General features: G+C 35.6%; 23 protein-coding genes. 15 read left to right on the forward strand and 8 right to left on the reverse strand.

Annotated features, from left to right (window positions below):
• Positions 1-5: 5 nt before the first annotated feature.
• Complete coding sequence (locus AEA09_RS00235) at positions 6-2,348, forward strand: ABC transporter permease (RefSeq protein WP_245622749.1); 2,343 nt, start codon at positions 6-8, stop codon at positions 2,346-2,348.
• A gap of 83 nt (positions 2,349-2,431) precedes the next feature.
• Here AEA09_RS00235 and AEA09_RS19755 read toward each other — a convergent pair whose 3' ends face one another.
• Positions 2,432-2,596 (reverse strand): hypothetical protein, encoded by a 165-nt coding sequence (locus AEA09_RS19755; RefSeq protein WP_156312010.1) that lies wholly within the window; start codon positions 2,594-2,596, stop codon positions 2,432-2,434.
• A 379-nt stretch (positions 2,597-2,975) separates the two neighbouring features.
• On the opposite strand from AEA09_RS19755, the gene AEA09_RS00240 reads away from it, so the two are divergent.
• The 5 genes from AEA09_RS00240 to AEA09_RS00260 all read left to right on the forward strand — a co-directional run bounded on the left by AEA09_RS00240 (position 2,976) and on the right by AEA09_RS00260 (position 9,715).
• Positions 2,976-3,944, forward strand: coding sequence for a tRNA dihydrouridine synthase (locus AEA09_RS00240; RefSeq protein ID WP_053582276.1), 969 nt, complete (start codon positions 2,976-2,978; stop codon positions 3,942-3,944).
• A gap of 396 nt (positions 3,945-4,340) precedes the next feature.
• Positions 4,341-5,141: an SDR family NAD(P)-dependent oxidoreductase gene (locus tag AEA09_RS00245; protein ID WP_053581942.1), complete on the forward strand. Its 801-nt coding sequence runs from the start codon at positions 4,341-4,343 to the stop codon at positions 5,139-5,141.
• A gap of 362 nt (positions 5,142-5,503) precedes the next feature.
• Positions 5,504-6,784: an MFS transporter gene (locus tag AEA09_RS00250; protein ID WP_053581943.1), complete on the forward strand. Its 1,281-nt coding sequence runs from the start codon at positions 5,504-5,506 to the stop codon at positions 6,782-6,784.
• 508 nt (positions 6,785-7,292) lie between these two features.
• Positions 7,293-8,501: an MFS transporter gene (locus tag AEA09_RS00255; protein WP_053581944.1), complete on the forward strand. Its 1,209-nt coding sequence runs from the start codon at positions 7,293-7,295 to the stop codon at positions 8,499-8,501.
• A gap of 455 nt (positions 8,502-8,956) precedes the next feature.
• Positions 8,957-9,715 carry an IclR family transcriptional regulator gene (locus tag AEA09_RS00260; protein ID WP_053581945.1) on the forward strand — a complete coding sequence of 253 codons (759 nt, stop codon included), beginning with the start codon at positions 8,957-8,959 and terminating at the stop codon, positions 9,713-9,715.
• Between the two features lie 204 nt (positions 9,716-9,919).
• Here AEA09_RS00260 and AEA09_RS00265 read toward each other — a convergent pair whose 3' ends face one another.
• Positions 9,920-10,918, reverse strand: coding sequence for a 5-oxoprolinase subunit C family protein (locus AEA09_RS00265; protein WP_053581946.1), 999 nt, complete (start codon positions 10,916-10,918; stop codon positions 9,920-9,922).
• The gene (gene pxpB, locus AEA09_RS00270) at positions 10,909-11,649 is read right to left on the reverse strand and encodes a 5-oxoprolinase subunit PxpB (protein WP_053581947.1); all 741 of its coding nucleotides are present in this window, start codon (positions 11,647-11,649) and stop codon (positions 10,909-10,911) included. Before pxpB ends, AEA09_RS00265 begins: the two co-directional genes overlap by 10 nt.
• 267 nt (positions 11,650-11,916) lie before the next feature.
• Here pxpB and pxpA point away from each other — a divergent pair, with 267 nt between their 5' ends.
• From pxpA to AEA09_RS00300, 6 genes are all read left to right on the forward strand, one after another.
• Positions 11,917-12,693 carry a 5-oxoprolinase subunit PxpA gene (pxpA, locus tag AEA09_RS00275; protein ID WP_053581948.1) on the forward strand — a complete coding sequence of 259 codons (777 nt, stop codon included), beginning with the start codon at positions 11,917-11,919 and terminating at the stop codon, positions 12,691-12,693.
• Positions 12,683-13,936, forward strand: a complete 1,254-nt coding sequence (locus AEA09_RS00280) for an NRAMP family divalent metal transporter (RefSeq protein ID WP_082332513.1) — start codon at positions 12,683-12,685, stop codon at positions 13,934-13,936. The genes pxpA and AEA09_RS00280 overlap by 11 nt, the downstream gene beginning before the upstream one ends.
• A gap of 60 nt (positions 13,937-13,996) precedes the next feature.
• On the forward strand, positions 13,997-14,788 hold the full coding sequence (locus AEA09_RS00285) for a putative hydro-lyase (protein WP_053582278.1): 792 nt from the start codon (positions 13,997-13,999) through the stop codon (positions 14,786-14,788).
• Positions 14,789-15,162: 374 nt separating this feature from the next.
• Entirely contained in the window at positions 15,163-15,675 is a 513-nt protein-coding gene (locus tag AEA09_RS00290) for a YehS family protein (RefSeq protein WP_053581949.1), read from the forward strand.
• A 185-nt stretch (positions 15,676-15,860) separates the two neighbouring features.
• The gene (locus tag AEA09_RS00295) at positions 15,861-16,244 is read left to right on the forward strand and encodes a DUF5412 family protein (protein WP_053581950.1); all 384 of its coding nucleotides are present in this window, start codon (positions 15,861-15,863) and stop codon (positions 16,242-16,244) included.
• A 150-nt stretch (positions 16,245-16,394) separates the two neighbouring features.
• Positions 16,395-17,072, forward strand: a complete 678-nt coding sequence (locus AEA09_RS00300) for an HAD family hydrolase (RefSeq protein WP_053581951.1) — start codon at positions 16,395-16,397, stop codon at positions 17,070-17,072.
• 327 nt (positions 17,073-17,399) lie between these two features.
• On the opposite strand, the gene AEA09_RS00305 is transcribed toward AEA09_RS00300, so the two are convergent.
• Positions 17,400-17,600 (reverse strand): cold-shock protein, encoded by a 201-nt coding sequence (locus AEA09_RS00305; protein WP_053581952.1) that lies wholly within the window; start codon positions 17,598-17,600, stop codon positions 17,400-17,402.
• A 468-nt stretch (positions 17,601-18,068) separates the two neighbouring features.
• Here AEA09_RS00305 and AEA09_RS00310 point away from each other — a divergent pair, with 468 nt between their 5' ends.
• Positions 18,069-18,278 (forward strand): hypothetical protein, encoded by a 210-nt coding sequence (locus AEA09_RS00310; RefSeq protein ID WP_053581953.1) that lies wholly within the window; start codon positions 18,069-18,071, stop codon positions 18,276-18,278.
• Positions 18,279-18,624: 346 nt separating this feature from the next.
• On the opposite strand, the gene AEA09_RS00315 is transcribed toward AEA09_RS00310, so the two are convergent.
• The 3 genes from AEA09_RS00315 to AEA09_RS00325 all read right to left on the reverse strand — a co-directional run bounded on the left by AEA09_RS00315 (position 18,625) and on the right by AEA09_RS00325 (position 20,435).
• Complete coding sequence (locus tag AEA09_RS00315) at positions 18,625-19,062, reverse strand: general stress protein (RefSeq protein ID WP_053581954.1); 438 nt, start codon at positions 19,060-19,062, stop codon at positions 18,625-18,627.
• 408 nt (positions 19,063-19,470) lie between these two features.
• On the reverse strand, positions 19,471-19,791 hold the full coding sequence (locus AEA09_RS00320) for a YflT domain-containing protein (RefSeq protein ID WP_053581955.1): 321 nt from the start codon (positions 19,789-19,791) through the stop codon (positions 19,471-19,473).
• 389 nt (positions 19,792-20,180) lie between these two features.
• Positions 20,181-20,435 (reverse strand): GlsB/YeaQ/YmgE family stress response membrane protein, encoded by a 255-nt coding sequence (locus tag AEA09_RS00325; protein WP_053581956.1) that lies wholly within the window; start codon positions 20,433-20,435, stop codon positions 20,181-20,183.
• 536 nt (positions 20,436-20,971) lie between these two features.
• On the opposite strand from AEA09_RS00325, the gene AEA09_RS00330 reads away from it, so the two are divergent.
• Positions 20,972-22,033, forward strand: coding sequence for an LLM class flavin-dependent oxidoreductase (locus tag AEA09_RS00330; protein ID WP_053581957.1), 1,062 nt, complete (start codon positions 20,972-20,974; stop codon positions 22,031-22,033).
• A 217-nt stretch (positions 22,034-22,250) separates the two neighbouring features.
• Here the strand turns inward: AEA09_RS00330 and AEA09_RS00335 are convergent, their stop codons facing one another.
• Positions 22,251-22,460: an alpha/beta-type small acid-soluble spore protein gene (locus tag AEA09_RS00335; RefSeq protein WP_053581958.1), complete on the reverse strand. Its 210-nt coding sequence runs from the start codon at positions 22,458-22,460 to the stop codon at positions 22,251-22,253.
• Positions 22,461-22,915: 455 nt separating this feature from the next.
• Between AEA09_RS00335 and AEA09_RS00340 the strand changes: the two genes are divergently transcribed.
• A complete protein-coding gene (locus AEA09_RS00340; RefSeq protein WP_053581959.1) occupies positions 22,916-23,617 on the forward strand; it encodes a hypothetical protein in 702 nt (233 codons plus the stop codon).
• Positions 23,618-23,866 lie beyond the last annotated feature (249 nt).

The raw sequence follows: 23,866 nt of genomic DNA on the forward strand, positions 1-23,866 counted from the left end.
AAATCATGAACCTAGCTATGGCGAATATTAGAAAAAGTAAATCTGCTACCGTGTCTTTATTTGTATTTATTTTGGTTGCTGCGCTACTTCTTAATATGGGGTTAATGGTCAATACGCAGCTAAATGCATTTTTTGACCAGAAAACTGAACAATTAAAAGATCCTCATGTAACATTTCAAATGGATCAAGCAAGTTATCATCCAGCTCATAATGAATATTTAGCAAACTATTCTGGTATAAAAGAAACTGAAACAGAAGAGATTATCAATATGCACAGTGCTAAAGTGCCTTTCGGTAATGGTGAATTGAAGATTAATTTTGTTATTTATAATGCGGATACAAAACGTACTATTGGACCGTTGAATTTAATTGAAAAGCTGACAACCACGAGTATCAATGATATTTATGTGCCTTACATTTTTAAAACAAATGGGGGTTATAAATTAGGTGATGACTTTACCATCACCTATCAAGATCGAGATTATGACTATCGAATTGCTGGTTTTTTAGAAACAACGATGATGGGTACAACTAACGGCGGCGTGATGAAATTCATGTTACCAGATACTGACTATCAATCACTAGCAGACGAACTAGACAATCAATCAAAAGGTATGATGATATCTGTAGTAATGGAAGATAAAAAACAATCTCCGAAGTTAAACAATGATTTTTTTCAAAATTTAAAGAAACCTCAAACAGTGGAATCGACTTCTTATATCTGGGGTTTAGATATTGAACTGCTTAAAAATGTAGATTCATTAGTTATTAAAATTATAGCTACAATATTAATAGCTTTTTCGGCAATTATTGTGATTGTCTCATTAATTGTCATCAAGTTTCGTGTTTCGAATAATATTGAAGATGATATGGCAAATATGGGAGTGTTGAAATCCATTGGTTATACAAGTAGGCAAATTCTTTCATCAATTATGCTCCAGTATTTCTTAATTACGCTTAGTGCTAGTGTAGTAGGAATTGCATTGTCATATGCTCTTATGCCTCTAATCGGAAATATTATTTCAACATTATCTGGATTAGTATGGATTAATAGCTTTGATTTGATTATTAATTTAATCAGTATTTTCTTTGTGACGATTTGTGTTGTAATCGTAACATTACTATCAGCCTTTCGAGTGCGAAAAATTTTACCTGTTGCAGCACTTCGTGGAGGTATTCAGACACACAGTTTTAGAAAAAACTATCTACCTTTGGAAAAAGCAAAAGGTGGTCTTCATTTTTCACTTGCGATTAAGTCAATGTTGGCAAATGTGAAACAAAATATCATGATACTTTTAATTATTATGTCATTAACTTTTGCTACAGTTTTTTCTGTAGTGCTGTATTACAATATTGCTTTTGACAAGACCGCATTTGTTAACTTATTTGGCGAAGAACCGGCGAATGTGATGATATATGCTAAGCCAGATACAGAAACAAATACAAGTGAGCTTTTAAATCATATTCAACAAATGGACCAAGTAAGGAATGTAAATATAGTTGATTTTATTTCAATAAAAATTGATGATCATTCTGTATTTACGAGTGTTACGGAAAATTTTAATCGGTTAAAAAATAATGTTGTCTACGAAGGTCGTCAGCCTAAATATGAAAATGAAATTTCTATATCTTGGGTTGTGTCTAATCAAATTAATAAAGAAATTGGTGATACGGTTAAAGTAAAATATGGAGCTGAAACAGACAGTTATGTAATAACGGGTCTTAGTCAAACAGTTGGTAATTTAGGACAGACAGCATCATTAACAATGGACGGTATTCAGCGATTACAACCAAACTATAAAGGTACTACACTTTTTGTTTATTTAGATGGAATATCGAATAAGGATTTTATTCAAAATGTCCAAAAACAGTACGGAAATTATATAGCTGATACATTAGATTTCGATAAACAGATAGAAAGCCAAACAAGTATGTATACAGATGCAGTATTTGCTGTTATGGTAATCATTTTGACAATTACTGTCTTAGTTGTTGTATTGATTTTATATCTAGTCATTCAAACAATAATTACAAAGCGTAAGAAAGAGTTTGGGGTTATGAAAGCAATTGGTTATTCAACAATTCAACTGATGAATCAAATATCTATCAGTTTGCTACCTATAATCATCACAGGTGTTGGTATCGGTAGTTTGTTGGGGATATTCTTCACTAATCCTATGCTTTCTATTTTACTTTCAAGTGCAGGCGTTAAACGTTTGGAATTTACCATTCATTTACCGATTATTACAATGGTTTGTGTAGGGATTCTTATTTTATCTTATATTGTTTCAATGCTTGTATCTTTAAAAATTAAGAAAATATCTGCTTACGGTTTAATTACAGAATAATGAGAATCAGAAAATCACGCATAGTTTTAGTATTAAAAATAGGATATTTTCTGTCTAACAAAGAATGAATCTATTCTAATTTCCTATAAAACCACCAACAACTCTTGTGTTGCCACATACACACCATACATTGTGAAGCGGTGCATGGTTGGAGTTAGTATAATTAAACAGTTAAATGAAAAAGCAGATGGTTTAGAAGTACGATAATGTACTTCTAAATAATCTGCTTTTGCTTTTACATTTCCCATATAAATGAAGATACTATTGTTGGAGAAAATTGATCAAAATTATAAAATGAAATCGTAACTTTTTATATTACCCTTCCTTAGCGAAAAATATCATTCAATAACAACGTCATTAACAAGAGTGAAAATATCGTTGAAGCGGACATTGTTTGAAGATAAATTAATAAAGCTAGGGTATACTTTAAAAATGATTTAATACATTTAGCTCGCAGACATTTATGGAATGTCCACAGATATTCCTAACCCTATTAGGTACTAGTGGACTTAATCTAATAATTATTAAACATGGCTTAAGTGTTAAAGAAATAGGAGCTTTTTTGCTTTTAATTTTGGGATGAGAGTTTGACAATGTATCCCATAATGAGAGGATTTGAATTTGAAAATGATAGATAATTTTTGGCGTGATTTACCACGACCATTTTTTGTACTTGCACCAATGGAAGATGTGACAGATGTTGTTTTTCGTCACGTAGTAAGTGAAGCCGGTCGACCGGATGTATTTTTCACAGAGTTTACAAACTCGGATAGCTATTGTCATCCAGAGGGCATGAAAAGTGTGCGTGGCCGTTTAATTTTTACAGAAGATGAACAGCCAATAGTGGCACATATTTGGGGGGATAATCCCGAATATTTCCGTCAAATGAGTATTGGCATGGCAGAGCTAGGATTTAAAGGCATCGATATTAATATGGGCTGCCCTGTACCGAATGTAGCAACGAGAGGGAAAGGTAGCGGCCTTATCCTACGTCCTGAAGTTTCGGCAGAGCTTATTCAAGCAGCTAAAGTGGGCGGACTACCTGTCAGTGTGAAAACTCGACTTGGCTATAAGGACGTCGATGAGTGGAAAGAGTGGCTAACACATATTTTAAAACAGGATATTGCGAATCTTTCTATTCATTTACGTACAAGAAAGGAAATGAGCCAAGTAGATGCGCATTGGGAGCTGATCCCAGACATAAAAAAATTACGTGATGAAATAGCCCCAAATACGCTATTAACAATCAATGGCGACATTCCTGATCGTCAGACTGGTCTAGAGCTTGCGAAAGAATATGGTATTGATGGCGTTATGATCGGGCGAGGTATTTTTAAAAATCCTTTTGCTTTTGAAAAAGAGCCAAAAGAGCATAGCAGTAAAGAGTACCTTGATCTTTTAAGACTGCAGCTTGATCTTCAAGATCAATATGCGGAAGCACTACCACGTTCAATCACAGGGCTTCATCGCTTTTTCAAAATTTATGTTAAAGGATTCCGTGGAGCTGGTGAATTAAGAAATCAATTGATGAACACGAAATCAACAGATGAAGTACGTATATTACTTGATACTTTTGAAGCAAACAATGTTGATTGATGCTGGATGATAGAGTGAAATAACTGCAATAAGTATCTTTAGTTTTATGAGCAATTGAATAGTAACTCTGCTACATCAAATAAAGTTGTGCATACCATGTGGATAAAGGATTAGAGAAAAGGGGATATCCCTATCTCTAAATCTTTTATCCACTTTTAATTTGTAACGCCAAAGACTTTGAGGGAGCCCGATACAGTAAAAAGAAGGGGTTTTTTTGATTCTTAAGTTGCTTTAGATTTTTTAATACAATTCAATCGTGACGAAAATTTTATTTTTTAGATTAAAGTGTATTAATTATTATTCTTTTTTGAGAACTTTAATAATTTTAATTATTATGTTACTATAATTTGGCAACAAGAAAAACCTTATTATAAGGGAAATAAAAGGAGCTTGTTTATGAAGAGGTTAGATGGAAAAGTGGCAGTTATTACTGGAGGAGCTTCTGGTATTGGATTAGGAACCGTACTGCGTTTGGTAGAAGATGGCGCTTCCGTTGTTGTAGCTGATGTAAACTACGAGGCTGCACAACAAGTTGTGGAAGACATCACCAAAGACGGCGGACAAGCAATTGCTGTAAAAGTAGATGTTTCTGTAGAAGCTGAAGTAAAAGATATGATTGAAGCAGCTGTAAAAACTTATGGCAGATTGGATATCCTTCATAATAATGCAGCATGGGGACCAATTAATGACAAGGAAATTCCTGATATGGATGTGGAGATGTGGGATCGGGTTATGGGCATCAATTTACGCGGTCCGATGTTAGGTTGTAAATATGCAATCCCCGAGATGATAAAAATTGGTGGAGGTACCATTATTAATACAGCTTCAGCAAATGGTAAAGTAGGAGACTATGAACGTACTGCTTATTCTGCTTCTAAAGCTGGTTTAATGTCTCTAACACGTTCTGTTGCTACTCAACACGGAAAAGATAACATTCGTTGTAACTCTATTTTGCCAGGGCTTATTCTAACACCTGCAACTAAAAGAAAGTTCTCTAAAGAATTAATGGAATTAATGGAAGAAGGAAACTTATTACCATCTATTGGTGGACCAGAGGATATCGCTGCTTTAGTATCATTCCTTGTATCCGATGAAGGTAAATATATTACAGGGCAAGAAATTAACTGTGATGGTGGGGTACTTGTTCGTGCAGGTGCTGGTGCAATCATGAAATATGTACGCGATCGTCAAAACTAAATCGCTTATTTAAAAAAGTACCAGGTACAGAACAATTCTGAATTGTCCTGTATCTGGTGTTATTTAAATAATTGTTAAAAGTACCTGTGCCGTTTGTATCTTCAATACCTCTTACTGCCTCACTATCTTTAGGTTGCTATTCATATCGATAAGCATGTGCACCTAAAAGAAATGCATCTTTAGCTTTTTATTTTCCCTCAGTCCTTTTTATGCTAAAGTTTTTGGTAAATGTGCAACACTTGCACTATCTTGATTAAAAATTGAGTTAGCCAATTCAAATCATAAAACAATTCTTAATAACAGGTTTACACAGTCACCTGAAATTCATATATATAGATAAAAGCTAATAGGAGTAGAAATCATTGGAAAAACAAAATAGCAGATACAGATGGGTTGTATTTGTTTCTGTATTGTTTACTTATTTGTTAATGGCGAGCCAGCGGACTGCTCCAGGATTGATTACAGACCAATTGATGAGGGATTTTCATGTAACAGCATCAACGATTGGTTTATTAACCAGTATACAATTCTTTGTATACACGAGTTTGCAAATTCCGATGGGGATATTGGCTGATCGGTATGGACCAAACTTTTTTCTAATTATCGGTGCCACACTTACAGGTTTAGGTACAATCATTTATAGTCTTAGTACACATGAATTGATTCTGTTTTTTGCTAGAATACTCACTGGCATAGGGGATGCAACCATATGGGTGAATATGGTGTTAATTTTGGCTCAATGGTTTCATAAAAAGGAATTTGTTCGATTAATTGGCCTGGCGGGCATGACAGGAAGTCTAGGTTTCTTATTGGCGACAGTCCCTTTCTCCGCATGGATACATTTACTTGGTTGGAGGTCAGCATTTTTCTCAGCGGGACTACTATTATGTTTCTGTGGCTTATTCCTTTATTTTGTACTAGTAAAAAAAGCAAAACGAATCTTTGTGGATGAACCGGTAGCTGGAACAGAAGAAGTACAACGTGAAAAAGTATTAGTTTTACTACGAAGGATTTTTTCAAGTCGGCAAGCATGGTCATTATTCTTTTGTCATTTTGGCGTAGTTGGCGGTTATGTAGGGTTTATCAGTTCTTGGGCAGTACCATATGGGATGAATATGTACGAGATGACACGCTCAGATGCAAGTCAAATGATTATGATCGGTCTTATCGGGGCACTTATTGGAGCCCCTCTAGCTAGTTGGATTTCAAGCCGATTAGATACAATAAAAAGACCATATATTGTCGTTCATATCACTGTTTTATTCGGTTGGTTTTCTTTCCTTTTATTTAATGGACACCCGTCATTTTTCATGTTAATTATTCTTTTCTTTATCATTGGCTTTGGATATGGGGCAAGTGCATTAACCTTTGCAGCTGTACGTCAATCTTTCCCTATAAAAGAATCTGGCATTGTTTCTGGGTTTGCGAATACGGGGGGCTTTCTAAGTGCTGTATTGCTACCAATCATTTTTGGCTATATATTGGATTATTTTCAAGCTACTTCAGGTAATCAGAGTGATGGATACTACTATGGTTTCATCATACCAGTTATCTTCTCCATAATTGGCTTGATTGGAGTGATTTCTTATAAGGAAAAGCGTCAGGAAACAGGAGATAAAACAAATATCAATATATTAAACTAAAGATTCTAGCGAGTAAGTAACAACGTGGACATTTGCACCGAAAGTACAGCGACAGGAGCATGACGCATGAACGTGAAGAATGAGAGCGCACATATTTTGCAGGCTCATGCGGAACGTGCGGCCAGCCCGAATGTATAGGAAATATTATGAAGAATTCTTTAGTTCAACTTAGATAACTTTAATATTAATTTTTTTATAGAAAAGCATATTTTAATATGTTAGAATAACAATAAAAATAATGATCCTTTAATACGGTCCAGAGAGGCTGAAAAGGGCTGCGTGATATTTTAAATATTTTTAATATCTTTGTTTATTCATGCCCTTTTGTCTTATCTGACGGAAGGGTATTTTTTTTGCTTTTATAGCTGTGGTTACACAACTAAAGTACCTCTTTTAAAGTAAGTCCCGTGAGGCTTAAAAGGAGAATGGAATAGTTTTATTTAATAGATACATCCATTCAGAAATAAAAGAGAATTATTGCATCTAGAAAACACTGGAGGAAATAGGAATGGATTATCGAAAAAAAACCGTGGTCGCATCGGTAGCTGGTTTAACATTAGAAGGCATGGACATCATGTTTATCTCATTTGCGATGACAATGATTATTGCAGAATTTAACATTGATTTAGCAACTGGGGGACTTATTTCTTCTATAACGAATATAGGGATGTTATTAGGAGGAATCATTTTTGGAGTATTAGCGGATAAGTATGGAAGGGTAAAAGTTTTTACTTATACCGTGATATTGTTTGCAATCGGAACAGCTTTAACCGGATTAGCAACAAGTATTGAACAAGTTTATTTATTTAGATTCATCGCCGGAATAGGTGCTGGAGGAGAATATGGGATTGGTATGGCGCTTGTTGCAGAGGCCTGGCCGAAGAATAAACAAGGAAGAGCATCTTCATATGTCAGTGTAGGTGCTCAATATGGTGTCATTTTAGCAGCGTTGTTAAGTGCTATCATTCTTCCTACTTTAGGATGGAGAGCATTGTTCTTTGTTGGTGTAGTACCTGTTATTTTTGCCTTTATTGTACGTAAGAATTTAGATGAATCACCAGAGTGGCTCGCTGCTCAGAAGAATAAAAAAATAAGTAACAAAAAAGAAAAGGGTAAGTTGGTTCAATTGTTTGAAACGCCACGAACAGCAATTACGACAATCTCTTTAATAGTAATGGCAACTGTTCAAATTGCCGGTTATAACGGGTTAATGATTTGGCTTCCATCTATGTTGCAACAATCACAGGGTTTATCTGTTTCAAGCTCAGCGCTTTGGACAATTAGTACGGCAGTTGGCATGATTATTGGTATGTTAACTTTTGGACTATTCCTGGATCGATTTGGGCCAAAGCGTGCCTTTGGAGTTTTCCTTATTGCCTCTGCATGTGCTGTGTTTTTATACTCATATGCAACTGGTAGTATGGGAGTATTAATAGGTGGTGCAATTGTCGGATTCTTCTCAAATGGAATGTTCGCCGGGTATGGGGCGTTAATTGGTAGTCTATATCCCGTTCAGATTCGAAGTACGGCAACAAACACGATTTTCAACTTCGGTAGAGCTATAGGCGGTTTTTCACCAATCTTTGTCGGCTATATTCTACAAAGTTATGATATGAAAGTCGCGATGCTCTATTTAGCAGGCTTATATTGTATTTCCTTTATTATTATGATCACGCTTAAAAAAGGTGACTTAGAGAATGTGCGTGAAGCTCTATAACCAAATGAAAAATAAAATATAACAAAAAATACATTTATTTATCCATCGATTGAAATGCATTTGCGTTTCAATCGATGGTTTTTTATTACTATAGGTTATGTTGCAGCGAAGAAATAAACCTCTACCATTTAAAACAAACCTCTTAATTAGTATACAGTCATGGTAATCAAGAAAATAAAGTAAGAATAACATGCAGGAGTAAAGAGAATGGATGCATATCAACCATTCTTTACTCCTGTTTTTTTATGCCTGTTACAACCTGATTTACAGGGTATACTAAAACAGTAAGAAGTTAGGTATAATTAAACATTGAGAAAAGGTATGTGGGGTTCTATAAGCTCTTTATATTTGGATAAAGAATGAATAAAAAAGCCACCGAAGGCATTAAATTATAATTGGTAGTAGATACATAATGTTTAGATTAAAGCTAGTAACGAAAGGAAGACAAACCTGCATTGCCAAATAAAAATATAACGGTTGTCCGTTCAATGGACATCTTAAATCTATTTATCGATCATACAGAACTGTCATTTCAAGAAGTAATTGAGTTATCAGGAATCCCTAAAACTACCGCTTTCCGCATGTTAAAGTCTTTAGAGGAGATGGAATTTTTAGAAAAGGGAACTGATGCGAAATATAGGTTAGGAACTCTTTTCTTGAAATTTGGACATCTGGTTTCCATGCGCCTGGATGTGCGGAAAATTGCATACCCAATTATGAATGAGATACATAATGATGTAAAAGAAGCGATTAATTTAATTGTTCGTGATGGTAACGAAGCTATGTATATCGAGAAAGTGGATACAAAACAAAAAGTTCGACTCTATACAGCAATCGGAAGAAAAAGCCCGCTTTATGCAGGGGCATGCTCTCGTGCAATCTTATCCTTTTTACCGGATGCTGAAATAAAGGAATATCTCGAATCGATAGAGCTTAAACCATTTGCAATGGGGACAATTACCGATAAGGAAAAGCTTTATGAATCGATTGTACAGGCGAGAGAACTTGGTCATACAATCAGCCACTCCGAATTAGAAAACTATACATCTGCTATTGCAGCACCGATTTTTGATCATAAGGGAGAAGTCATTGCTGCTTTGAGTATTGCAGGATTAGAAACTAATTATCAAGGAGAAAAAGTTGAAATCTTGGTTGAGAAACTTAAGAAGGCTACCACAGAAATCTCTAAGCAATTGGGTTGTGAACAGTATTAAAAAAGGTGTCTCAATAGTCATTTGAGACACCTTTTTTGAGCTGAAATCCTTGGTTTTTCCGTTATACATTGTCTCTTTTTTGTTCATCACCAAAAGTGGAGGATGACATTTGATTAAAGAACGAATTGATTTTGGCATGCTCATTGATTAGAGAGTCGCCCGGTCGGAACGGAAATCAAGTTAGGTTTATGAACCTCTTTTTACTCACAATTGATGTAATCTTTTTATATGGAGCCCAAATGCCAACTCATTAATTTCTTTCTCTTGATGAATTAATGCCCATTGCGCTTCTTCAAGCGTGACCTCTTTAAAATATACCTGACCGTTTGCTTGCATTTGTGCTAAAGAAGGTAAATCCGCAGTAATCACTTGTCCAATTTTAGGATATCCACCAGTTGTTTGACGATCCGCCATTAAAATAATGGGTTGTCCATTAGAGGGCACTTGAATCGTTCCAAATGTCACTCCTTCGGATAATAATTCAAACGGTTCTTTTAATTGGATTTCTTCCCCTTCCAATCGATAGCCCATGCGATCTGAGTGTGTTGAAATGGTGTAAGGCGTAGAAAAGAATTTTTTTAAACTTTCTTCATCAAAACGCTCATATTCAGAGCCTCTGATGATACGGATTGTTTGAATTTTTTTAAATGTAATAAAGGGTGTGTGATAAACTGACCAAGAAAGGTAATTGACTTTCTTTTTTAATTGATTAAAAAGATCCTCTCCGGATTCTGTTCGTTTATTGCATTCAAAAACATCATTCTTTTGCAATTTTCTACCTTGAAAGCCACCAATTCCAGCACGTATGTAGGTGCTTTTACTGCCCATTACTTTGGGTATTTGAATGCCGCCACTAAACGATACATAGGCACGGCTTCCACTAATCGCAGCATTAAATTTTAAAATAGATCCTTGTCGAATTAAAACAGGCTGCCACATCGGTATTTCTTTTCCATCTATTGTAGGTTGTAGATTACCACCTGTAATTGCAATTAGTTCATCACTTTCAAATAAGAGGCTAGTTCCAAAAAGTGTCACCTCAAGAGCGCCTTCTCCTTCAGAATTTCCAACGAGTAAATTTGCAATCCTTAAGGAACTTGAATCCATCGCTCCTCCTACGATAACACCAAACTTCTGTAGTCCATATCTTCCTAAGTCTTGAATGGTTGCCAACATACCTGGCTGTAATACCTTTACTCCCATGTTCCCATCTCCCAAGCTCTCGTATAGTCATCCAATGAAATTGGTACAAATTGAATTCGATCACCCGGTTGCAATAAGGTCGGAGGAGATTGTTCAGGTAGAAATAAACGAGAAGGTGTTCGCCCGATAATCTGCCATCCACCAGGCGTTTCTAATGGGTAAATCCCTGTTTGACTTCCCGCAATTCCAACAGATCCAGGAGCAATTGTTAAACGTGGCGTTTCTTTACGTGGTGTTGCAATTTGACGGTCCATTCCGCCCATAAAAGGAAAACCAGGAGCAAAGCCTAACATGTAGACAAGATATTCTGTGGAAGAGTGGATTTTAATCACTTCACTAGTTGTTAAACCGTTATAAGAAGCTACAAATTCTAAGTCTGGTCCCATTTCACCACCATATACTACAGGTACCTTTACAACACGATCAGTCGTCGTTTCAGCTATGTGAGGTTGGTTCATTAAGGAAAGGATCCTTATTTTCACATCTTCATAAGGCGTTTTTATACCCTTTTCTAAATTTGAGAAGTATACATCAACCGGGTTGTAATAAACTGTCACACTATTATAGGCAGGTACAGCTTCGACAAAGCCACTAAATGGTTGATTCTCTAATAAATTTAATATGCTTTTTACTTTTTTATGTGTTGCCTCGTTGATTCCCTCACCCACTTGAATGACAAGTGCAGAATCGCTCAAAGGTCTTATTTGTACATTTTCTTTTACTATTTTCATAAAAACCACCTCCTGAAGTTTCATAATTCGGTATAGAAGTTTTAAATATCGGATTATTAATATTATATTTTAACCGCAACCAAAAACAAGTTGAATTTTAATAAAATTGTTTTATTTCTAAAGATTTAAAAATTTTTCTTTCCTAGAATAATAAAATATGCTAAAATTTTTTTTACATTTCAAAACTAAAGTTCCGAATATCGGTACCGAATATTTGGAAACGCATTCACTAATAATGCGTTAATGAAAAGATGTGGGGGGAAGAAGATGTTTCGTGTTGATTTAAACTGTGATTTAGGGGAAAGTTTTGGTCGTTATCAACTTGGAGAGCAAGAAGAAATCTTAAAATATGTAACATCTGCTAATATCGCTTGTGGGTTCCATGCTGGAGATCCAACGGTTATGCGAGAAACAGTTAAGCTAGCCATTGCGAATGGTGTGAAAATTGGAGCACATCCAGGATTACCGGATTTAAATGGATTTGGGCGACGTGAGATGAACATCACACCACAGGAAGCTTATGATATGGTTGTTTATCAAGTTGGGGCGTTGCAAGGTTTTTTAACTATCCACAATGAAACCATGCAGCATGTTAAGCCACATGGAGCGCTTTATAATATGGCGGCTAAAAGTCCTGCAATTGCTGAGGCTATAGCACAAGCCGTTTATGATATTTCACCGTCACTTGTGTTATTCGGTCTTTCTGGTAGCGAATTAACAAAAGCCGGAGAAAAACTAGGGCTTCAAACAGCACATGAAGTATTTGCAGATCGTACCTATCAGCAGGATGGTTCTTTAACATCTCGCAAACAACCAGATGCATTGATTACTGATAACGGACAAGCTATTGAACAGGTTGTAAGAATGGTGAAAGAAGGAAAAGTACTATCACAGCAACAAATCGAAGTCTCACTACAGGCAGATACTGTTTGTATTCATGGGGACGGAGAACATGCTGTAGAATTTGCGAAAAATATTCATACAAAATTAACGGAACAGCATATATCTGTACGTGCAATCAAGGAGGACCTCAATGGGAGCTAATAAAATCGAAGTTATTACAGCAGACATAGAGCAAAAGAAAAAAAGTAAGTTTGTTAAGAAAACCGCAAGTAAAAGTGTATTACTAGGAGCGGCCTTTTTAATGGCTACCTCATCTATTGGACCAGGTTTTTTAACACAAACAACAATATTTACACAGCAATTAGCTGCAAGTTTTGGGTTTGTTATATTAATTTCATTAATTCTAGATGTTGTTGCACAGGTTAACGTTTGGCGAATTATTGCTGTTTCTGGATTACGTGGGCAAGAGATTGCCAATAAGGTATTGCCAGGGTTAGGCGTTGTCCTTGCCCTTATGATCGTTATAGGTGGTTTAGCATTCAATATTGGGAACGTTGCTGGAGCGGGTCTAGGGCTAAATGCAATGATTGGTTTAGATCCAATCACAGGGGCTGTTGTAAGTGCTCTGTTTGCCGTTTTTATCTTTGTTTATAAAGAAGCAGGTAAGGCAATGGACAAGGTAGCTCAAGTGGCTGGCGGTATTATGATTCTACTTATGCTATTTGTTGCTTTTAAAACTTCACCTCCTGTAGGAGAAGCGATTGTGAGTACCTTTATGCCTCAAGAAATTAGCTGGTTTGCAATCGTAACTTTGGTTGGTGGATCAGTAGGAGGATACATAACATTTGCTGGTGGTCACCGCCTTTTGGATGCGGGCATTAAAGGACAAGAATCTTTGCCAGAAGTAACAAAAAGTTCTGTGACAGGGATTTTAATTACAGGCGTGATGCGAATTGCGTTATTTTTAGCAGTTCTTGGCGTTGTTTCACAAGGTTTAGCCATTGATCCTGATAATCCGCCTGCATCTGTTTTCCAACTTGCTGCAGGTAATATTGGTTATCGTATGTTTGGTATGATTATGTGGGCTGCAGCAATTACGTCTGTTGTAGGTGCGGCTTATACATCAGTTTCTTTTATTCGTTCATTCCACCCGAAGATTGAAAAATATCATAATTGGGTGATTATCGCATTTATCATCGTTTCAACAGGAACTTTTGCCTTCATCGGAAAGCCTGTGAATGTGTTAATTATCGTTGGGGCATTAAATGCGCTGATTTTACCATTAGCACTTAGTATTATTTTGATTGCTGCACATAAAAAAGACATTGTGGGTACATACAAGCATCCCCGTTGGTTAACGGTGTCTGGCGTAATCGTAATCGTACTTATGGGGTATTTAAGCGTAATTACATTGATGGAACAAATGCAAAAATTATTTGGTTAATCTACTACCATCCATGAGCAACTTATCATGGATGGTTCATTTATAAGGAGTGAATTGATGATGACTACATATAGCACTTTAGATCCAAATGAAATACGTAAACTTATTCGAAATCAAAACATAACTGGACCGACTTCTGGGATGTCAATCGGATTTACACAAGCAAATTTAGTAATCTTAAAGAAGGAGCATGCTTTTGATTTTCTATTGTTTTGTCAGCGAAATCCAAAACAGTGCCCATTACTAGACGTGACAGAACCTGGATCATTTATACCTTCTACAATTTCGAAAGATGCTGATATTCGTAAGGACATTCCGAAATATCGTATATATCGTGAGGGTATTTTCACAGAGGAAGTATTAGATATTACGGATTATTGGGAAGACGATATGGTTGGATTTTCAATTGGTTGTAGCTTTACATTTGAAACACCGCTTCTTGAAGCAGGTATTCCAATTAGACATATTCAAGAAAACTGCAATGTGCCAATGTATAAAACGAATATCCCATGTGAAAAGGCAGGAATGTTTGAGGGACCAACTGTTGTTAGCATGCGTCCAATGACACCAGAAGATGCGATTCGTGCAATACAAATTACTTCACGCTTTCCAAATGTACATGGTGCACCGATACATATCGGTAATCCAGAACAAATTGGGATTATGGATATTTCAAAACCAGATTTCGGTGATGCAGTGTCCATTAAGCCAGGAGAAATACCTGTATTCTGGGCTTGCGGCGTAACACCTCAAGCAGTGGCAATGGAAAGCAAACCTGCAATTATGATTACGCATGCACCAGGTCACATGCTAATCACAGATATAAAGGAAACAAGTTTGAGCATCCTTTAAAATATGTTCAAAGTCGTCCATCTATTTTTTACACAAGTAAAGCCCACCAGTTCATTTTGGTGGGCTTTACTTGTCGTTTAAGATTCTACTAGAAAGATAATTATGATAACTATCTGAGTTATTACATTGAACTGGTGGAATTGGATGCTATAATAGTTACTGCTAATACACTTGTATGAGGTAGTGTAACGGACCAGAGTGTTAAACAAACACGTAATTTTGAATAAAATGAAGTAATTCAATGATACTGTTACAAATCATATGCAATTAGAATTCATATCTATTCCAATCGATGATGAGATGACCATTTCGAAAAGCTTAATAAAATGATAAAACAATTATGCATAAAGGCAATATTAATAGGAGGTTTATAAATGGATAATAACGATATTTTAATACGAGTGCGCTATGCGTTAGATATAAAAAATAAAGATATGATTGAAATCTTTAAACTTGGTGGTATTGAAGTCACAAAAGAAGATGTGCTCAAAATCCTCACAAAAACAAAAGAAGAAATTGATGGTGTTGAAGTAGAGGAAAATGATGATCAAATCAAGTGCAATAATAAGATGTTAGAATCATTTTTAAATGGTCTGATTACGTTTAAAAGAGGGAAACAAGAAGTAAAACCAGGACAAGCTAAAAATCCTGAACCGACTGAACAAAAATCAGACAATGTAAACAATATGCTGCTGAAGAAATTGAAAGTAGCACTACAATTAACGACAGAAGATATGCTTAACATCTTAGATGATGGCGGTATTGCTGTATCAAAAGGTGAATTAGGCGCTATCCTAAGAAAACCAGGGCATCGAAATTACAAAGAGTGCGGCGATAATTTTGCACGTAAGTTTTTAAAAGGTTTAGCAGTAAAATATAGAGCGTAAGTGAACAGTAATTAGTTTGGAGCAAAAGTCTCTTTCTTCGGAATGGGGCTTTTGTTGTTTTATTAATGCTGTTTTCTCAAAGATTGTTGTTATTCAACGGAGGGCGTTTCTATAATAAGTAGAGATGCTAATTTACTAACGCAGTAAATTAGTGATACAAGCCATTGTAAACAAGGAGATGGGTAATGAAGAAGTGGGTTATTGTATTAGCTATTATATTTCTTATTGGGATACCTATTTACGCTATTTATGATTTTCTTGTTGTCGAATTAGATGAATTACCTGAAGGTGAATTTTTATCAGAGTATCCATCACCAAATGGAGAGTATACAGCAAGAGCATACTTAATTGACAGAGGTGGTGCTACAGTAAGAACGGCAATACGAGTAGAAATTGATTTTGGAAATAAAGTAAAAACAATTTATTGGAGCTATGATGAGCATACCGTAAAAACAAAATGGCTAGATAACGAAACAGTTGATATTAATAACCATCAATTAAATATCTTTAAAGATACATATAATTGGAAAGAAGACCCTAGATGGGAAGATAACAGAGGGAGATATTAAAATTCTTTCTTCAATAGAGGCGATTGTTCAATTAGAGCAATCGCATCTTGTGCTACCGTCGTAGGATAGTTTAAGAATAATTAGTTAATTCATATTAATTTTTCTGCTAAACTTTGAATGAATCAGTTATTTAAAAGGGAGAGAAAAATAATGTCTCAATCACTAATCTTTGATATGGATGGAACACTATTTCAAACAAATAAGATATTAGAATTATCACTTGATGATACTTTTAACCATTTGCGGTCACTAAATAAATGGGATACAGTAACCCCAATTGATAAATACCGTGAAATTATGGGTGTACCTTTACCAAAAGTATGGGAAACTTTGTTACCTAATCATTCTAATGAAGTAAAAGAACAAACTGATACTTATTTTCTGGAAAGATTAGTTGAAAATATAAGAAGTGGGAAAGGTGAATTATATCCTAATGTAAAGGAAGTTTTCAGTTATTTGAAAGAGAATAATTATTCAATTTACATCGCAAGTAATGGTTTAACGGAATATTTAAAAGCAATCGTAAGTTATTATAATTTGGATAATTGGGTTACTGAAACATTTAGTATTCAACAAATCGAGTCGTTGAATAAATCAGACTTGATTCGGATGATTCTGGAAAAATACGGTATTACTAATGCGGCAGTAGTTGGAGACCGTTTATCTGATATTAATGCTGCAAAGGATAATGGATTAGTTTCAATTGGATGTAATTTTGATTTTGCACAAGAAGATGAACTTTCTCAGGCTAATATTGTAATAGATGACTTAATTGAATTAAAAATAATTTTACCTAAATTGGAAAATACACAATTTACAAACAAGTAGCTACGAACTAAGGCTTATTTCTTCAACTGAGTATGTGAGTTATCTCTTTTAAAAACTAAATGAGATTGTGATGGGTTGTACTCACACTAACAGGTGCGTTAGCGGAACAAGGCTAGTCAGTGACAGCCTTTATTGTTATTCAACTAAAGTAAGCAGGATAGCTGAATAAGGATTTTACTTTTTTGAATTTAGATCAACATGGGGAGACAAAACCCTATTAAGGGTTGGGAAATTCGCAAAAAGGTTTATTAAAATTCTTTCGAGAAAGAGAAAAGGATGCAACTCTGTAAATTACAGAACTACATCCTCTTTCTAGGAAAAAGTTACTTATCCTTTTTGAACGTTAGTTGCTTGAGGACCACGTTGTCCTGCTTCAACTTCAAACGTTACTGGTTGACCTTCTTCTAAAGATTTGAATCCTTCGCCTTGGATAGCTGAGAAATGTACGAATACATCTTCGCCACCTTCACGTTCGATAAATCCAAAACCTTTTTCTGAGTTAAACCATTTTACTGTACCTTTTTCCATGAGAAAAAACCTCCGTTGCGTAATCCGCTTTTTTTTCTATTCTTGCTCAATTACATAAGATGAAAATCACAGATTTGCAACTTTGTAAAGTCAAAAATAACTTTTTTATATAATAGCATTATCCAAAAAGAGTTTCAACTAGATGGAGTAAGAAAAATGGTTACAAAAATGTGAAAAATAATATTAATGGTAGAATTAAGAAGCTTGTACAGGGGCTTTACTTGTGGATCATTCAGTTGCATATGCAACACTTTTTTCTTTATTTAACGTAAGCAGGTTAGTTGAAGAGTGTTGTTTAACTTGTGTTCAACTATCGGGCCAGATTGTGGAATAACACTGGGTGGTAAAAAAATTTACAGATGCTCATTAATCCCTCCTCGTAAATTTGTCGCTATTGGACAAAATATGTTAGGGGACAGTGCTGCTTAAACAATAGCACTTCCTTATAAAAGCGAGGGAGTAAAATAGATGGCTGATATCAACAAACGCAAACGTGATGATAACAATACTGGCAAGGCAGTAGGTGCTTTTACTGGGGATACTATGGCTTCTGCTCTTGATCCATTTGGTTCAGTTGCAAGTGCAGGTGCTGTTTCTGGAGGAGCGCTGGACAACAAGGCGGGGAAAGGTACCGTTGATGACGATAATCATGGCGCCAAAACAAGAGATTATAATTAAGTAAATTCATCCTTTAAACGAAGGGTTATGGCAAGTAGTGGACTTCCTAAATGGGATTCCTTTTAGATGAAATCTTATGTTGTGTGGTATCGGCAATTGAAAAGCACCCAAACAAAAAAATGTCCTATGTTTGTACAAAACCCATACAAATATAGGAACTCACTAATTTTCGTACGCCCTTGGCAGGAATCAAACCTGCATCTTAAGAACCGGAATCTCACGTGCTTTCCATTGTAGTCCATCATGAGTCAATTCCTGAGGAAAACTATTACATCAAGTGATTTAGCGACTTTTAGCTAAAATCACTGCGTGTTATTTATGCGAACATCGACCATTCAATCCGCCCTCACTCTTTAGGATGAAGAAATACCAGGATTTTACCATCCTGAGCGTCATTAGAATAGCGTTCAGCTTCATCATCTGGGACTCCAATTTCCATAAGAGCATGCTTTAATCCGCCAGCACCAGAGCTGGCCCCTACGACTGCTCCTCCAATTGTTGTAATAATAGGACCTGCAGCCAACACAGCGCCAAATCCGGGAATTAATACAGTGGATAATCCTGCTATCACTCCTGCTATGCCAATTGCAGCTCCAGTTGCAGCTCCAGCAAGGGCTCCATCCATAGTGGAGGATTTTACTTCCTGTGTGTTTTCAGATAGTTCTTTTGCTTTTTTAGCAATAACTGAAATTTCCTCAGTTGTATAGCCTTTCTCTTTTAAATCTTCAACAACTTCAGCCGCTCTTTGTTCATTATCGTATACGCCAATAAATTGATTCTTCATTAAAAATTACCTCCTGTTTGCTTCAACTATGTATTCTTTACCCGTTTTTTAGTATTTCTAGACACATTTCACCTTCAAGGTTCGTTCCTTTTAGAATTCCACTCCTGTTTTGTAGTTCCCGGAAAGTTGCTTTTTTATCTCCTTCTTTGCATACATAATAATCTTCAGCAATCGGGCGCAATTCTAGAGAAGAGATTGCGCTTCTTCTTCAAAAATTGGACCATATTGTTGAAGAAGACTCTTTAATGAAGAAGATGAAAATTTCCTCGAGCAGATCATTGACAATAAAGAAGGATGGGTTTTTATACTGACTTGGTTGAAAGGCTATCTGGAATACAGAGTCCAAGGAATACGAGGAGGACTTGTAAAATGAAAAACAAACCCGGGATTGGATTCCCGGGTTTGTTTTTACTTATTGGCAACTATGACCAATTTACCTGTATCCAGTTCCTTTTCGAATTGAGCAGCTTCCGATTCACTTAATCCGACAGAAGCTAACTCATTGCGGAGTTCATCTCCACGGGAATTCACCAGGTTCTTCATAGAAGTCAGGAACCCTTGCTCGCCAATACCAGCTTCTTCTGTCCCGAGTGCTTCGTTAATATCATCTTCACGTTCTTCATAGTGCGCAAAGATGTAAATGTTATCTCGAAGATATCCTTGCGCTTCTAATTTCTCCACTTCTTGTTTCGCCTGTACTACGTTTTCTACTGTCAATTTGACTGTCATTATTTATCCCTCCTATATATGTTCACATTCAGTCTATTCCACTAAATTGAATGAATAAAACATCTTTTTAGTTTTTAATTATGTTAGAGTGGCATTAACAACTAATGGAATACTAATGAACAACTCGAAAACATTGTAAGTTGTTATTCTATAATTGGGCACTATTCTATTTAGGGATTGTACCTTATTCAAGAATAGGACGCTATTGTTGAATAAGCCATTCTGTTCTTCTTGATTTCACGGAGCCGAGGATTGTTAAGTAAATAAGAATAAAAAAAACGGTCCTCCACACATTAGTTTGTGGAGGCCGCCTTTTTACTGTAAACACAATCACCATTTATTGTTAGTTACATCTGATTCACAAAAATAAACTAAAAGATTTATTTAGTTTACGAAGCTTTACGCAATGATTTCATAATTAAGCTCACAATGAAAACCAGTATAATTGCTCCAATGAGAGCAGGGAAGACATAGAAATCAGAAATTTTAGGACCCCAACTTCCAAGAAGCATACCACCAATCCATGCACCGATAATACCTGCGATAATATTACCAATAATTCCACCTGGGACATCTTTTCCCAAAATTATAGCTGCAAGCCAACCGATAAGCCCGCCAATTATTAAGAACCAAATAAAACTCATACTGTCCAACTCCTATTTTGTATTTTAAATATTTCGTTATAGTGTTTTATAACCTTTATTAAGCTTCTTCAAACTATAAAGAGGAAAAATTAAAAGTAGTGGAAGTATGACAGAAGATAGCGGACATTGTTATATCTAATGTGTTTTTATATTCTGTTATTATTTCCTTTTCCATTTGTGTCTTATAATCAAAAAACTAAGTAGCATTTATGACTGTTTTTTATAGATTCAAGATTGGTCTTAATTTTAAAGAAGAACTTGTGTTCATCAATCGAGCGCGATTGTGGAATAAGCATCACTTTACTTCTTAGATGGAGTGCTTTAGTTGAATAAGGATTTTCGAAAGATCAAAACATAAAGACCAGGTTGATCCTACACTTTTTGTAGATTAACTTGGTCCTTATGTTTAACAGCAACAATCTAGACGAAAATAACCTTTATTAAGGACCTTTGCCACCATGAATCACGAAGTTTGAGAATCATTTTTTTAAAATGTATGATGAGTTCAGTACATATTTAAGTAGGGGGAAATAATGATGGAAATTGGAATCACGACATTTGTAGAAACAACACCCGATGTAAAAACAGGTAAAGTCATTAGTCATGCTGAGCGAATTCGTGAAGTAGTGGAGGAAATTGTTTTAGCGGATAAAGTAGGGTTGGATGTATTTGGCGTAGGGGAGCATCACCGCGTAGATTATGCTGCTTCAGTGCCGGCAGTTATATTAGCAGCAGCTGCATCGCAGACGAAGCAAATTCGACTAACAAGTGCAGTTACAGTGCTTTCTTCGGATGATCCAGTGCGCGTATTTCAAGAATTTTCAACGCTTGATGCAATATCGAATGGACGTGCAGAAATTATGGCAGGTCGCGGTTCATTTATTGAATCGTTTCCTCTATTTGGTTATGACTTGGAAGATTATGATGAACTATTCGATGAAAAATTAGATTTATTATTAAAAATCTGTGAGTCTGAAAAAGTGACATGGGAAGGGAAGCATCGTGCCTCTATCAATAACTTAGGCATTTATCCTCGTCCGGTTCAACAATCGTTACCAGTTTGGATTGCAAGTGGTGGAACGCCTCAATCAGCAGTACGCGCAGGCGTTTTAGGCTTGCCACTTGTGCTAGCCATTATTGGTGGTAGCCCTTTGCAATTTGCGGGGATTGTTGAATTATATAAACGCGCAGCGAAACAAGCAGGTCATGATGTTTCTAAATTAAAAATAGCTTCTCATTCACACGGTTTTGTCGGTGAAACAACTGAAATCGCGAAAGAAAAGTTTTTCCCGCCAACAGCACAAGCAATGAATGTGTTAGGTAAAGAACGTGGCTGGGGACCTTATACACGACAAACATTTGAAAATGCAAGTACTCTAGAAGGTGCTCTTTACGTTGGTGACGTAAAAACAGTAGCAGAAAAAATCATTTTCTTACGTAAAAATGTTGGTGTTACACGTTTCATGCTCCACGTACCCGTAGGCTCAATGCCACATGAAGATGTCTTAAAGGCGATTGAGTTATTAGGAACAGAAGTGGCACCAATTGTAAAAGCAGAAATTGAGAAGTGGGAAGCGGAAACAGAAAATACATTATAGTTTAGCGGATTTTCTCCACTTAATAAAATTTTCTTTTTTGTGAGAAATAGGGACGGTTCATAACGGATTGCGCCTTATGAAAATGAATCAATCCTTGGCCGAGTAAATCATCCCTTTATTAAACAGTCTTGGAGTCATTAATAAGTGCAATTGCTGTTATCAAAAAAGAACGGATTCCAACTAACGGAATTCGTTCTTTCGTTTTTATTTAATTTTATTAGTTACCTTTTGTTTGTTTTGTTTGCTCTTGAGCCATTTGAACAAGTCGCTTCGTGATTTCTCCACCAACTGAACCGTTTGAGCGAGAAGAAGCTTCTCCTCCAAGCTGTACGCCAAATTCTTGTGCAATCTCGTATTTCATTTGATTAACGGCTTCTTGTACACCTGGTACTTGAAGTTTATTTGAACTTCGGTTATTTGTAGCCATATCTTTCTCACCTCCTCGTGCAATTAGAATGCTCTTGGATTTGTTTTTAATACATTTTAGAAAGTGGTATATATTAATCCTACATACTGTTTTATGATGGTCAAACATCGATTCCCAAAATTAATAAATCCTTATAATAAAGGAATATAAATAGTTGATTGAATTACAAACTTAAATGCTATGTAGTAATTTATTTTGTTTTTTCTCAGGTATTTGACTTATTATGAAAAAAATTATTAAAAATAAACCATAAATAAGTGCAAATCAAATGCTTTTATCCGGTAATTACATTTATTCGAAATTAAGTCGTATCGTGTTTTTAACTTCTCCAATATTTCGTAAGGTAAGGTATACAAATCGCTTTTAGAAAAGAGAATAAAAATAGCAGTTACAGAATAGTATTTCTATAATGGTTGAGCTTTCAATCGAATATAGATCTACAAGGTGGAATGTAAATGGACATCATCTTACTCTTATATTTCATAGGAATGATATGGATTGTTATAGCGTATTTGGTGAAAAGCACTATAGTAACTGGCATTTGTATTATCATCGCACTTGGAATGTTTATCTGGGCGAATATAGAGAGAAGAAATGAAGCTGCTAGAAAAGATGCTGAAAGAAGAAGGATTAGTGAAGAAGCGCTGGCACGAATTCCACATACGCAATGTTTTTTATCCACTGATTATTTAAGCGCATTGTTAATAAATGAAGATACAAAGAAATTCTATATTGCGAAAATGGAAGAAGATCAACCTCAATTTGAGATAAAAGAATATACATTCAATCAAATAATGGAAGCTGCTATTGAAGAAGATGAAACTATCCTATCTTTATATCCCAAGGAAGGACTACTAGGTAGTACCTTGCCTGATAGTGAGGGAAGTTCGGTCGTTTACATGGTAGAGTCAGACGATGAAGACGACGACGACGAAGAAGAAGGAGAAGAAGAAACAGTTGAAAAGCTAAGCTTAAAAATGGTCGTCGATGATTTAGGAGAACCTATTGTAGAATATGTTTTTATGGAAAAAGATGATGCGATTGCAAAAGACTCGGAGGAATATGAGGAAGCATTTAAAAACTGTAATGAATGGTATCAAAAGATAAGTGTGATTATTAAACGCCTTGAAAGAGTGCCAGTAAGGCAATGGCGTTAATTCTTATGATGACAAATATAATCATGTTTATCCTAAATTGTCCTTTACTAATGTAAAGGCTTTTTCTATGTACAAAATCTATATGAGCGAAATTTTATTTTTTTTATGTAACACTAGAGGATAAATGGCTGTAAGGTTAGAAGTTAAAGATAAGGTAGGTAAATGTCAGATAGGATAAAATAAAATATAAATCTTTTAGATTATTTAGATTGACTTGAATAAAAGAGACCAACAAGTAAAGGTGAGTTA

The organism is Lysinibacillus contaminans (assembly GCF_001278945.1).
GTDB classification, from domain to species: domain Bacteria; phylum Bacillota; class Bacilli; order Bacillales_A; family Planococcaceae; genus Lysinibacillus; species Lysinibacillus contaminans.